The following is a 12,848-nucleotide window of genomic DNA, read 5'->3' as shown; positions in this document are numbered from 1 at the left end:
GTGCCGGCCCTGCTTGTGGCGGGCCCTTGCTCGTACTCCGCGCCCTTGCCGGTCCTAGCCGCGCAGCCTCCGCCACGGGGTGAACGTGACGACTGCGCCGCCGAGCAGGATGACGGTGCCGCCGACCAGGCCGAGCGCGATCAGGTCGCCGTGGCCGGTTGCCCCGGTCTCGGCCAGGCCGCCGCCGCTGCCGCCCGAGGCGCTGGCCGGTCCCGCCGCGCTGCCGCCGGAGGCCGCGCCGCCCGGCGAACCGCCCGATGTGCCGCCGGACGTGCCGCCCGGCTGGGCCGAGGTGTCCAGCGCGAGCGAGACGCCCGGGTCCTTCTCCGGAGTGCAGGTCGTGGTCGTCCCGAGGGCGTCGACGGTGAGCACGCCCGGGGTCAGCGTCGTCCTGCCGTCGGCGCCTGGCTTGTACGTGCCCTTGAGGTCGGGGATCTCGATCGGATCGCCCGACTTGATGGGCTCGGGGTTCGTCGGTCCCTCGACCTTGACCGTCCCCTTGTCCGCGCCGCCCACCTCGACATCCATCGACGGCTTGACCGAGTCCTCGGGGATGTCCGCCGGGCTGTCCATGACGGACTTGCCGAACCTCACCGTCAGGTCGTAACCGCCGCCCTTCTTCACCGCTTTGATCCGGACCGGCGAGGTCGCCTTCTTGTCGCCGATGGGGGTCTTGCAGGCGTAGGGGACCTTCACCTCCTTGCCCTGGTACGAGGTGCCGTCGGGGTCACCACCGGAGCCACCGGTTCCGGCGGTTGTCGAGCCGCCGTCGGTGCCTCCGGTGGTGCCTCCTGTCGGGCCTCCGGTGGTGCCGCCCCCGGAGGTCGCGCCTCCGTCGGTGCCGCCGGTCGACCCGCCCGTGTCCCCGCCACCGTCGGTCACCGTGATGGTGACCGCGGGCCGCACCTCCTCCTTGGGCGAGCACTTGGTGTCCGTGGAGATCGGCTTGTTGACGTTGATGTTGTAGAAGCCGGGCGTCAGAGTGACCTCACCCGGCTCCTCCAGCTTCAACTTCCCCTTCATATCGGACAGTTTCATCGGGCTGTTCTTCGGAATCGGCGGATTCTCCCGCGCTCCCCGCATCGCCAGCTCCCCGGCCTGCGCCCCGGCCACCTTGATCGTGCCGGTCGGCTGGACGGTGTCCTCCGCCAGGTCGAGGATGTCGGGGTTCTTCGAGGCCGCCTCGACGGTCTTCCACACCACCTCGATCTCCTCGCCGACCTTCGCCGTCGCGGGCGCGCTGACCTCCACCTTCGTGGTGCCCTGGACCGGCGGCAGCCCCGAGATCGGCGGCGGCAGACACTCCGTCCGGTACGCCGTTTCCGCCGCCTGGGCGGGCCCCGCCACGGCGATGACGCCCGCACCCGCGAGCGCGAGCGCGGCCACCGAGGCCGGACCCGCGCTCTTCCGTTGTCCCATCAACGTCATCGGCTTCATCAGCCTCATCAGTCTCATCAGCGTCATCACGCAGAACCTTTCGACGTCGGTCGCTCGGTTGATGTGGTGGTGGACGGTGCGGTGTCCGGGGTGAACCAGGGCAGCACGGCGGGCTCACCGGTGGTCCTCGTACGGCTGTGGGCGGTGGCCGTCGTACGACGTGGACGTACGCGGTTCACGAGCGCCATCCCGATGCGGAACACCGCCGTCGGAACGACCACACACAGCAGCAGCCAGAAGAGCGTCACGCCCCACGGCATGCCGACCCCCCACGGCTGCTCCACCAGGACCTTGCCGCCGTACTTGAGGGAGACCAGATAGTCCCCGTGCGCACCGGCCGCCAGCTCCACCGGCAGCCTGACCTCGGCCTTCTTCCCGGCGGGTACGGTCCCCCGCCACTGCTGCTCCTCCCACTCGGGCGCGAACACACCGTGCGAGGTGCCCACCTGGAAGACCGGGTCCTTGGCCGGCGCCGGGCCGGGATTGCCGACCATGACCGCCAGCTCGCGCTGCGGCGGGGCGCCGAACCAGGTCAGCAGGCCGCTGCTGCCCTCAAGCCGCGGTGGGGCGACCACCGCCAGCCGTCCGCCGGTGCGCTCCTTGGGCAGCGGCGCGACGGGGTGGCCCGCCACCTTGAACACGGCGTCCGCGGCGTCGGGCGCGCCGGTCACGGTCGCCACATGCACCACACACGGACAGGGCTTCGGCGGCTCGGCCACCGGGAGGCTCTTGCGGAAGGCGCCGTGCGCGTCGGTGGTGACGGCCCGTCCGTCACCGTTGGCGCAGGCGTTGGTGCCGCCGATCATGTTCTGCCCGCAGATCAGCAGGGTGAGCAGCGTCCGGGGCCGCCAGCCGCGCCCGGTCACGGTGACGGTGCCGCCCTTGCCCGCCTCCTTCTTGGAGACGTGTACGGAGGGCCCGTCGGCCGCGGAGACGTCGGTCACGGAGACCTTGGCTGCGGCGACGTCGGCCATGGAAACGTTGGTTGCCGACGCGCTTGTCCCCGGCACCAAGGCCAGCACAACGGCCGCGCACAGGGCGAGCCCGGCCATGACGCGTCGCCTGCAGCGGAGCACCGCGACCGCGGCTCCGATGAGGACCGTCGACAGATCCATCTCACCGCTCACGATCGCCCCCTGACCCCGCCTTGGTTCCCTTCTTGGTTCCCTTCTTGGTTCCCTTCTTGGTTCCCGTCCTGGCGCTTGTCCTGGTTCCGGCCCTGGCGCCTGTCCCCGTTCCCGTCCTGGTGCCTGTCCCGGTTCCCGTCCTCGCGTTCGCCAGTTCCCGTACGCCATTGGCCATGTCACCGCCGACGGGCCGACTGCCCCCGCTGTCGCCTCCCCCGCCGACACCGCCCCTGTCCTCAGCCTCCGCACCCACCGCGTCCGGGACCGCCCCCACCGCATCCGCGGCCCCTGCCCTCCCCCGCCGCCGTACGACAACCCAGCCACCCCCGCCCACCACCAGAACAACCCCCATCCCCGCGACCCCGCCCCACGGAACCGGGGTGTAGCTGGCCGTGGCCGCTCCCTGCGCCCCGCCCTCCGCCGTAGCCGTGAGCCGTACCTCCACCGCGTCCAGCCCCGGCGGATCGGGCCAGGTCTCGGTGCGGTCGACGCGCTCCCCGGGCCGCAGTTCGACTGGCAGGGTGCGGGCGGCACGGCGCAGCACCGGGCCGAACAGGCCGTCGGCGCGCACCGCGAGGCGCGGTCTGAGCACCGTGTTGCCCCGGTTGACCAGCGCGTACCGGATCACCGCTGCACTCCCCCGCCCGCTCACCGTCACCTGCTCGACCGTCAGCGCGGACAGCTTCGGCCCGGTCACCCGCAGATGAACCCGCACCCGGGACCGCCCGTTCCGCCCGCCGTCTCCGCTCTCACCGGTCGCGGTGATCTCCCCGGGGTGGTCACCGGGAACCGCGTCCCCCGGAACGGTCACCGAGAACGGCACACTCGCGCGCGTCCGCGGGGGCACCTTGACCTGCTGCGCCGCGAGCACGATCCACGAACCGGCGTCCGTGCCGCGCAGCCGTACGGTGACGGACCGCCCGGAGGGATTGCTGAGGGTCAGCCGGTCGTTCATGACGGTGCCGGGCGCGCCCTCCAGATAGAAGTACGGGCGGTCCTGCGGCCCCGGCCGGGCCCCGTCGCCTGGGGCGGGCGCGAGGGACCAGTCCGGTGCCGACGCGGTGGCCGGAGCGGCGTCGGGGCGGGCCAGGGCCACGGCCGCGGCGGGGCACAGCAGCACCGCGGCGGTCGCGAGGACCGTGCCCAGGACCGTTGCACGCGTACGGAACGGCATCGGCGGCTCCTTGGGGGCGTCCCCGCGTCAGGCCCGCTGCTGCCCGGTGCGGCGGGTCAGCCAGAGCACGCCCGCCGTACCGGCCAGCAGCACCGTGCCACCGAGCGTGCCCAGCGCGATGGCGGAGTCGGCGGGTCCGGTCTGCGGCAGCTGTCCGCCGGAGGAGCCGCCCGTGGCCGCACCGCCCGTGCTGCCGGATCCCTTGACGTCCAGGGTGAGCGAGGGTTTGGGGTTGTTGCGAGGGGTGCAGGTGGTGGTCGTCCCCAGGGCCTTGATGGTGAGCGTGGCGGCCGTGAAGGTGACCTTGCCGCTGGCCTTGGGTGTGTACGTACCGCTCAAGTCGCTGATTTTGATGGGGGTGTTGGCCGGTATCGCCTTGTCGTTGGCGGGCCCGGCGACCGGCACCGTACCGTTCTCCGCGCCGCCCAGCCGGATCAGCGCGGTGGGCTTCATCGCACCTTTCCCCAGTTCCACAGGGCTGGAGGAGACACCCTTTTGGAAGGACATGACGAGTTTGTACGCACCCCCGCTGGGGGTGCCCTTGATGTCGATGGGCGATATCGCGCCCTTGCTGCCGATCGGCGTCTTGCACTGGTAGTCGACGTCGACGACCTCGGCGTGCGCGGCCGGTGCGGTGAGCATCACCGCGGACCCCGCCGTCATCGCCACGGCGGCGGCCAGGCCGGCCGCCCGGCGCGCGCGCCTGCCGTACTGTTCGCAGAAGCGGGCCACCTTGAGTTCTCCTTCTCCCGGGACGCACCGCCGGATGTTGCTGACGGCACATCAGATTGGGCGCTCAAGGTACGCCCGGGGCCTTGCCGAGGGAAGGCAAAGAACAGCCCCGATGTCCAGACCGGCCGGCGCACGGCAGGGCGCGCACACGACAACACGGCAGTGGGTGGGGCCGGTCTGCTGTGACCGCAGGGCGCGCATACGACGACACGGCAGGGCGCGCGCACGACACAGCGCGGGCCCGGAGGCCCGCGCCGGAGTTCCGCCGGCTCCCCGCCCTTCAGGACGGTGCGGCGAGCTCCGCCCAGACGGTCTTCCCCGCGCCGTCCGGGTTGCGCACGACGCCCCAGTCCAGGCAGAGGCGCTGAACGATGAACATGCCGTGGCCGCCGGGACGCCCGGGGCGGTGCGGGCTGCGCGGCGCCGGCGCCCCCGCGCCGAGGTCGCCGACCTCCAGCCGCAGCACCTTGGCGGTACAGCGCAGCCGCAGTTCCTCCGGCCCTTCGGCGTGCAGGCAGGCGTTGGTGACCAGTTCGGAGACGACGAGCAGCACATCCTCGGCCGCGGCGCGCTGGTCGCCGCCGACGGCCGGCAGCCAGCCCCAGTCGTGCAGGGCCTGCCGGGCGAAGTCGCGGGCGCGCGCGACGGCGCCTCGGGTGCCTGCCAGGCGCAGCCGGCGGACCTGCCCCAACGGGGCGGTGGCCGGAGCGGCGGCGGAAGCACCGGCGTTGCCCGGGTCCGGGCCGAGGTCGCCCGGCGGGTACGGCCGGGTGGTGCTCATCAGCGCTTCACCTCACCGATTCGCCTGTTCACGGAGACAGATACCTGCTCACGGAAACGGATTACTGACTGATTCAAACGGATTCAGGTGTCTCCTGCCCGAGCGGACCGTGAGAACACCCACTTCTTGGGTACGGAAGTTGTGACACGTACTACGTGCCCGGAATGAACACTTCCGGATACTGCTGTCACGTCAGTCGGCGAGTGCCTCTGTGAGCGAGTCGTGCACCGTGAAAACCGCCTCCGCGCCAGTGATCTCGAAGACCCGGGCAACCACCGGCTGCATCCCGGCCAGATGGACTCCGCCCCCCGCGGCCTCCGCTTTCAGGCGTGCGCCGAGCAGCACATTCAGTCCGGTGGAGTCCATGAACTCAAGGGGTGAGCAATCCACTACGAGGCGTGCATACCCCTCGTCCACGCACCCCTCAAGTGATTCACGCAACAAATCGGCGGTGTGGTGATCGAGCTCACCCGCGGCGGTCACGATCGCACTGGCGCCGTGATGCCGGATCGCGACGTGTAGCCGGCCCTGGCTTGCACTGCCGACCGTCCCGCGGCCCATGCGCGCGCACCCCTCTTGCTGTCTCGGCGACTGATTTGCTTACGACTGCGCTCGGTAAACCCTACGCCTTCATGACGCTCACGGGTAGCTGAACAATCCGTATATTGCACGAAATACGGACAACCCGCACTTGCCATCTTCCGGCAAACCCAGGTAGGCGTAGAAGGACACATTCGAAACGGCCGGCTTCGGAGGCGCCGCACACCGTAGCTTCGCGTAGAGGCATCGGCAGCCATATGCCGAGAACGATGGAGGAGACCATGTCACCCCGGCTCGACGAATTGCGCACCGAACACTTCCGGCAGCACGCATCGTCGACACCCCCGTCCGACCCGACCGGACACATCCCTTCCCAGATCATCCCCGCCGAATCCGATTTCGTGGGAATGCCCGAGATCGAGGGTCTGCCCGACATCCCGCCGTTCGACGAGGTGGGTCCGGTGGACGCGAGGGCTTTGTCCAAAACCCTCTTCGAGCGTCTGGAAACGCTGGAGGAAGGCACCCACGAATTCGCGTACGTCCGCAACACGCTGGTCGAACTCAATCTCGCCCTGGTGAAGTTCGCGGCCTCCCGCTTCCGCTCCCGCAGTGAGCCCATGGAGGACATCGTCCAGGTCGGCACCATTGGCCTGATCAAGGCGATCGACCGCTTCGAGCTCAGCCGTGGCGTCGAGTTCCCGACGTTCGCGATGCCGACCATCGTCGGCGAGATCAAGCGCTTCTTCCGCGACACCAGCTGGTCGGTGCGGGTACCGAGGCGCCTGCAGGAGCTGCGTCTGGATCTGGCCAAGGCCGGCGACGAACTGGCGCAGAAGCTGGACCGCGCACCCACGGTGAAGGAACTCGCCGACCGTCTCGGCATCACCAACGACGAGGTCGTCGAAGGGATGGCGGCGAGCAACGCGTACACCGCGAGCTCGCTGGACGCACAGCCCGAAGAGGACGACACCGAAGGCGCGCTGGCGGACCGCATCGGCTATGAGGACAACGGTCTCGAAGGCATTGAGTACGTCGAATCGCTCAAGCCGCTGATCGCCGAACTCCCGCCGCGCGACCGCAAGATCCTCTCGCTGCGCTTCGTCGCCAATATGACGCAGTCCGAGATCGGCGAGGAGCTGAACATCTCTCAGATGCATGTCTCCCGTCTGCTCTCCCGCACGCTCGTCAGGCTCCGCAAGGGGCTGATGATCGAGGAGTGAGGTGACCGCGGTCACTGCCGGCCCGTTGGCCGCCAGCCGCCCGCGCAGAGGAGGGCCTGCCCCGAGGTGACTCGGGACGGGCCCTCCTCTGCTGGGTGGGGCCGGTCTGCCGTGGCCGGAGGTGGTCCGGTGCCGTGACCGGAAGTGGTCCGGTGCGTCGGATCAGCCGCGCCGCGCTGCTCGGCGCGGCCCGCCTACGGGCGGCCGGCCCGACTTCTCAGCCGTGCACTCCGACCTCTCAGTCGTGCACTCGGACTTCTCAGCCGCGCACTCCGACGCGAACACCCTGGCGCCACACATCCGTTACGAGCGGGACGCCCGGCCGGTAGGCGAGGTGGACGTGAGACGGCGCGTCCAGCAGTGCGAGGTCGGCGCGGGCGCCGGGGGTGATCCGGCCGACGTCCGTACGGCGCAGAGCGCGGGCGCCGCCTTCGGTCGCCGACCAGACCGCCTCGTCGGGCGTCATCCCCATGTCGCGGACGGCCAGCGCGATGCAGAACGGCATGGAACTGGTGAAGGACGAGCCGGGGTTGCAGTCGGTGGACAGGGCGACGGTGGCGCCCGCGTCGAGGAGGCGGCGCGCGTCGGGCCACTCCGCCCGGGTGGAGAACTCGGCGCCCGGGAGGAGCGTCGCGACGGTCCGGGAGTGGGCGAGGGCGTCGATGTCCTCGGGGGTGAGGTGGGTGCAGTGGTCGGCGGACGCGGCGTCGAGTTCGACGGCGAGCTGGACGCCGGGGCCGTGGCCGAGCTGGTTGGCGTGGACGCGCGGCGTCAGGCCCTTGGCCTTGCCCGCGGTGAGGACGGCGCGCGCCTGGTCGCCGTCGAAGGCGCCCCTTTCGCAGAAGACGTCGACCCAGCGGGCGTGCGGGGCGCAGGCGTCCAGCATCGGGCCGGTGACCAGGTCGACGTAGCCGTCGGGATCGTCGGCGTAGTCGGGCGAGACGATGTGGGCGCCGAGGAAGGTGACTTCGTCGGTGTGCGCGGCGGCGATGCGCAGCGCGCGGGCCTCGTCCTCGACGGTGAGGCCGTAGCCGGACTTGGTCTCCTGGGTGGTGGTGCCCTGGCGCAGGGCCTCCGCGAGGTAGCGGGCGACGTTGGTGTGCAGGGCCTCGTCGGTGGCGGCGCGGGTGGCGGCGACGGTGGTGCGGATGCCGCCTGCGGAGTAAGGACGGCCGGACATCCGGGCGTTGAACTCCGCGGTGCGGTCACCGCTGAAGACGAGGTGGGAGTGGGAGTCGACGAAGCCGGGGAGGCCCGCGCGGCCGGCCGCGTCGACGGCGTTGTCAGTGGCGGGTGCTTTGCTTGTCTCACCGACCCAGGCGATGCGGTCGCCGTCGATGACGACGGTCGCGTCCTGGATCAGACCGAGGGGGCCTGCGCCGAGGGAGGGGTCGTTGGTGACGAGCTGGGTGATGTGGGTGATGGCGGTGGTCGGCGCGGAGGTCGTCGTCATCGCGGGGGTGTTCTCCTTCGGCGGCGTCGGACGCGTGGGGGGCGTGGCGGACGTCGGGCTCGTCAGCCGCGTACGGCGGCGATGGACTCGGCGAGGGCGGTGGGGACGTCCGCGAGCAGCGTGTGCCGGCCGTCGCGGACGATGTGCCGACCGCCGACGACCGTGTGCCGCACATCCGCCGCGGAGGCGGCGAATACGGCCATCTCGGCGCCCAGTCGGGGCGGCGCTCCGGCGGTGCGTACGGAGTCCAGCGCGAGGGTGGTGAGATCGGCGAGCGCACCGGCCCGGAGGGCGCCCGCGTCGTCCCAGCCCAGGGCGGCGTGACCGTCGGCGGTGGCGGCGTGCAGCAGGGCGGCGGCGGTCCAGTGTCCGCGGGTGCGGGAGCGCAGCCGTTCGTCGAGCTCCATGGCGCGGGCCTCTTCGAGCAGGTCGATGACGGCGTGGCTGTCGCTGCCGAGGGACAACGGGCTGCCGTGGGCCTGGAGTTGGACGGCGGGGCCGATACCGTCGGCGAGGTCGCGTTCGGTGGTCGGGCACATGCAGACGCCGGTGCGGGTGCCGCCGAGCAGGCCGATGTCCTCGGGGGTGAGATGGGTGGCGTGCACGGCGGTGGTGCGCGGGCCCAGCGCGCCGTGGTCGGCGAGCAGCTGGGTGGGGGTGCGGCCGTGGGCGTCGCGGCACGCGTCGTTCTCGGCGGTCTGCTCGGAGAGGTGGACGTGCAGCGGGGCCCGCCGCTCGCGGGCCCAGTCGGCGACGGTGCTCAGCTGGCCGGCGGGGACGGCGCGTACGGAGTGGACGGCGGCGCCGATGCGGGCGTGCTCGCGGCCGTCCTTGAGGGCGTCGGCGCGGCGGACCCAGGCGGCGGCGGTGCCGTCGGAGAAGCGCAGCTGGTGCCGGTTGGGCGGGTCGCCGAAGCCGGCGGAGAGGTAGGCGGTGTCGAGGAGGGTGATGCGGATACCGGCGTCGGCGGCGGCCGCGATGAGGGCCTCGCCCATCGCGTTGGGGTCGTCGTAGCGGGTGCCGCCGGGCGCGTGGTGGAGGTAGTGGAATTCGCCGACGCAGGTGATGCCGGCCAGTGCCATCTCGGCGTAGACGGCACGGGCGAGCTGGAAGTAACTCTCGGGGGTGAGTTTGTCGGCGACGCTGTACATGACGTCGCGCCAAGTCCAGAAGGTCCCGGAGCCGACCTGCGCGACGCCTCGCAGCGCGCGATGGAAGGCATGACTGTGCGTATTGCACATGCCCGGAATGGTCAAGCCGCGCAAGGCCACGGCACCGGGCGGCGGTGCGGGCACCCCCGTGCGCACGGCCGCGATCCGCCCGTTTGCCACGTCCAGGGCCACGCCCGGCTCGACGTGCGTGCCGAGCCAGGCGTGTTCGAGCCAGTACGTCGTGGATGTGGCCCGCGTCGGTGTTGCCTGCGGCGTCAGCGGCACGCCAGCCCCTCCAGTACGTCGGCAAGTGCGGTGACACCGGCGACGCAGTCGTCCTCGGCCGCCGTTTCGGCGGGCGAGTGCGAGACGCCGGTGGGATTGCGTACGAACAGCATGGCGGTGGGGACGGTTCCGGACAGAATACCGGCGTCGTGTCCGGCCCCGGTGCCGAGGACGGGCACCGTCCCGTGCCCGGCCTTGCCGAGGATCGCGCCCAGCTCGTCCCGCAGAGCGTGCTGGAACTCCACGACGGGGGTGAAGGATTCACGGACGACGGTCAGGTCCACGCCGTCGTGCGCGGCGCGCTCGGCGGCCGCCCGCTCGATCTCCGTGATGACGGTGTCCAGGGTGTCCTGGTCGGCGGCGCGGGAGTCCAGCCAGCCGCGCACCAGCGAGGGGATCGCGTTGACGCCGTTCGGCTCCACGCTGATCTTCCCGAAGGTGGCCAGGGCCCCGGCCAGCCGGGCCTGCTCACGGGCGGCGAGCACGGTCGCGGCGTAGCTGAGCATCGGGTCGCGGCGGTCCTCCAGGCGGGTGGTGCCGGCGTGGTTGGCCTCGCCGTGGAAGTCGAACCGCCAGCGGCCGTGCGGCCAGATGGCGGAGGCGATGCCGACCGGGGCGCCGGAACCCGCAGCGGAACCGCTGTCGCACAGCGCCAGGGCGCGCCCCTGCTCGACGTGGAGTTCCACGAACGCTCCCACCTTGGCGAGCCGTTCGGGGTCCGGACCGATGCCCCCGGAGTCGTATCCGGCGCGCTCCATGGCCTGCGGCAGGGTGATGCCGTCCGCGTCCCGCAGCTGCCGCGCCGCTTCGGCGGTGAGCGCCCCGGCGGCCAGCCGGGAGCCGACGCAGGCGAGGCCGAAGCGGGCGCCCTCCTCGTCGCCGAAGTTGACGATCGCCAGGGGCTTGTCGAACTCCGCCCCCCTCCGCCGGAGTTCGTCGAGCGCGGCGAAGGAGGAGACGACACCCAGCGGCCCGTCGAAGGCGCCGCCGTCCGGTACGGAGTCCAGGTGCGAGCCGGTGACGACGGCGTCGCCCGCGGCCACGTCCTGGTAGGTCGCCGCGCCGAGCCAGGCCCATTGGTTGCCGTTGCGGTCCGGCTCGTAGGCGAGTCCGCGGGCCTCGGCCTGCGCCCGGAACCACGCACGGCAGTCGGTGTCCGCGCCGGTCCAGGCGAAGCGGCGGTAGCCCCCGGAGGAGGAGTCGCGGCCGATGGGCCGCAGCTCCTCCCACATCTCGTGGAACGAGGAGGTCACGCGCCCTCGCCTTCGCGCATCGGGATGCGGACGCCGCGCTCGGCGGCCACCTCTTCGGCGCGCTCGTAGCCCGCGTCGACATGCCGGATGACGCCCATGCCCGGGTCGTTGGTGAGCACCCGGCGGATCTTCTCGCCGGCCGGCGGGGTGCCGTCGGCGACGGTGACCTGACCCGCGTGGAGGGAGCGGCCCATGCCGACGCCGCCGCCGTGGTGCAGTGAGACCCAGGAGGCACCGGAGGCGACATTGACCATGGCGTTGAGCAGTGGCCAGTCGGCGATGGCGTCCGAGCCGTCCTTCATGGCCTCGGTCTCCCGATAGGGCGAAGCGACCGAGCCGCAGTCGAGGTGGTCGCGCCCGATGGCGAGCGGTGCCCGCAGCGTCCCGTCGGCGACCATGTCGTTGAACCGCTCGCCGGCCTTGTCGCGCTCGCCGTAGCCGAGCCAGCAGATCCGGGCGGGCAGGCCCTGGAAGTGGACCCGTTCGCCGGCCATCTTGATCCAGCGGGCCAGCGACGCGTTCTTCGGGAAGAGGTCCAGGATCGCCTTGTCGGTGGCGGCGATGTCCCGTGCGTCACCGGACAGCGCCGCCCAGCGGAACGGGCCCTTGCCCTCGGCGAACAGCGGCCGGATGTAGGCGGGGACGAAGCCGGGGAAGGCGAACGCCCGCTGATACCCGGCGAGTTGGGCCTCGCCGCGAATCGAGTTGCCGTAGTCGAACACCTCGGCGCCGGCGTCCATGAAACCGACCATGGCCTCGACGTGCTGGGCCATCGACTCCCGCGCCCGCTGGGTGAAGTCGGCGGGTTTCTCCGCCGCGTAGGCGGCCATGTCGTCGAAGTCGACACCGATCGGGAGGTAGGCCAGCGGGTCGTGGGCGCTGGTCTGGTCGGTGACGATGTCGATCGGCGCGCCCTCGGCGAGCATCCGCGGCAGCAGCTCCGCGGCGTTGCCGAGCAGCCCGATGGAGAGCGGTTTGCGCTGGTCGCGGGCCTCGACGGCGAGCCGCAGCGCGTGCTGAAGGCTGTCCGCCCGCACATCCAGATAGCGGTGCTCGATCCGCCGCTCGATGGCCCGGGGGTCGCAGTCGATGCAGAGGGCGACGCCGTCATTCATCGTGACGGCGAGCGGCTGGGCGCCGCCCATGCCGCCGAGCCCGGCGGTGAGCGTGATCGTCCCGGCCAGCGTGCCGCCGAACCGTTTCGCCGCGACGGCCGCGAACGTCTCGTACGTCCCCTGGAGGATGCCCTGTGTCCCGATGTAGATCCATGAACCGGCGGTCATCTGCCCGTACATGGTCAGCCCGAGGGCCTCCAGGCGGCGGAACTCCTCCCAGTTGGCCCAGTCGCCGACCAGGTTGGAGTTGGCGATGAGGACGCGCGGCGCCCATTCGTGCGTCTGCATCACGCCGACCGGCTTGCCGGACTGGACGAGCATCGTCTCGTCCTGCTTGAGCGTGGTGAGCGTGCGCACCATCGCGTCGAAGGAGCGCCAGTCACGGGCGGCCTTGCCCGTGCCGCCGTAGACGACGAGCTGATCCGGATGCTCGGCCACCTCCGGGTCGAGGTTGTTCTGCAGCATGCGCAGCGCGGCTTCCTGCTGCCATCCCCGAGCACTCAGCTCCGTACCGCGCGGTGCCCTCACGGGTCGCGGTCCCGACATGGGCCGTGCCTCCCTGACGTCGAATGGATCAGCC

General features: G+C 71.6%; 11 protein-coding genes. 1 reads left to right on the top strand and 10 read right to left on the bottom strand.

The window, feature by feature from the left end; all coding sequences use genetic code 11:
- Positions 1–54: 54 nt before the first annotated feature.
- The 6 genes from K9S39_RS27170 to K9S39_RS27145 all read right to left on the bottom strand — a co-directional run bounded on the left by K9S39_RS27170 (position 55) and on the right by K9S39_RS27145 (position 5,812).
- Positions 55–1,419: a hypothetical protein gene (locus K9S39_RS27170; RefSeq protein ID WP_248868986.1), complete on the bottom strand. Its 1,365-nt coding sequence runs from the start codon at positions 1,417–1,419 to the stop codon at positions 55–57.
- A 44-nt stretch (positions 1,420–1,463) separates the two neighbouring features.
- A complete protein-coding gene (locus K9S39_RS27165; protein WP_406708164.1) occupies positions 1,464–2,489 on the bottom strand; it encodes a hypothetical protein in 1,026 nt (341 codons plus the stop codon).
- A gap of 64 nt (positions 2,490–2,553) precedes the next feature.
- Complete coding sequence (locus K9S39_RS27160; protein ID WP_248865922.1) at positions 2,554–3,738, bottom strand: COG1470 family protein; 1,185 nt, start codon at positions 3,736–3,738, stop codon at positions 2,554–2,556.
- A gap of 27 nt (positions 3,739–3,765) precedes the next feature.
- Positions 3,766–4,470 (bottom strand): LPXTG cell wall anchor domain-containing protein, encoded by a 705-nt coding sequence (locus K9S39_RS27155; RefSeq protein ID WP_248865921.1) that lies wholly within the window; start codon positions 4,468–4,470, stop codon positions 3,766–3,768.
- 280 nt (positions 4,471–4,750) lie between these two features.
- Entirely contained in the window at positions 4,751–5,251 is a 501-nt protein-coding gene (locus K9S39_RS27150) for an ATP-binding protein (RefSeq protein WP_248865920.1), read from the bottom strand.
- A 192-nt stretch (positions 5,252–5,443) separates the two neighbouring features.
- Entirely contained in the window at positions 5,444–5,812 is a 369-nt protein-coding gene (locus K9S39_RS27145; RefSeq protein ID WP_248865919.1) for an STAS domain-containing protein, read from the bottom strand.
- A 386-nt stretch (positions 5,813–6,198) separates the two neighbouring features.
- Here K9S39_RS27145 and K9S39_RS27140 point away from each other — a divergent pair, with 386 nt between their 5' ends.
- Complete coding sequence (locus tag K9S39_RS27140; protein ID WP_406708163.1) at positions 6,199–7,011, top strand: RNA polymerase sigma factor SigF; 813 nt, start codon at positions 6,199–6,201, stop codon at positions 7,009–7,011.
- A gap of 259 nt (positions 7,012–7,270) precedes the next feature.
- Here the strand turns inward: K9S39_RS27140 and hutI are convergent, their stop codons facing one another.
- The 4 genes from hutI to hutU all read right to left on the bottom strand — a co-directional run bounded on the left by hutI (position 7,271) and on the right by hutU (position 12,814).
- Positions 7,271–8,464: an imidazolonepropionase gene (gene hutI / locus K9S39_RS27135; RefSeq protein WP_248865918.1), complete on the bottom strand. Its 1,194-nt coding sequence runs from the start codon at positions 8,462–8,464 to the stop codon at positions 7,271–7,273.
- A 62-nt stretch (positions 8,465–8,526) separates the two neighbouring features.
- Complete coding sequence (locus tag K9S39_RS27130; protein ID WP_248865917.1) at positions 8,527–9,900, bottom strand: formimidoylglutamate deiminase; 1,374 nt, start codon at positions 9,898–9,900, stop codon at positions 8,527–8,529.
- Entirely contained in the window at positions 9,891–11,132 is a 1,242-nt protein-coding gene (locus K9S39_RS27125) for an allantoate amidohydrolase (RefSeq protein WP_248868983.1), read from the bottom strand. The genes K9S39_RS27130 and K9S39_RS27125 overlap by 10 nt, the downstream gene beginning before the upstream one ends.
- Before the next feature lie 17 nt (positions 11,133–11,149).
- On the bottom strand, positions 11,150–12,814 hold the full coding sequence (gene hutU / locus K9S39_RS27120) for a urocanate hydratase (RefSeq protein ID WP_248865916.1): 1,665 nt from the start codon (positions 12,812–12,814) through the stop codon (positions 11,150–11,152).
- Between the last annotated feature and the right edge of the window lie 34 nt (positions 12,815–12,848).

Source organism: Streptomyces halobius (assembly GCF_023277745.1).
In the GTDB taxonomy this organism is placed as follows: Bacteria; Actinomycetota; Actinomycetes; order Streptomycetales; family Streptomycetaceae; genus Streptomyces; species Streptomyces halobius.
Note: the sequence above shows the minus strand (reverse complement) of the source record. Positions and strands in the feature narration are given on the sequence as shown.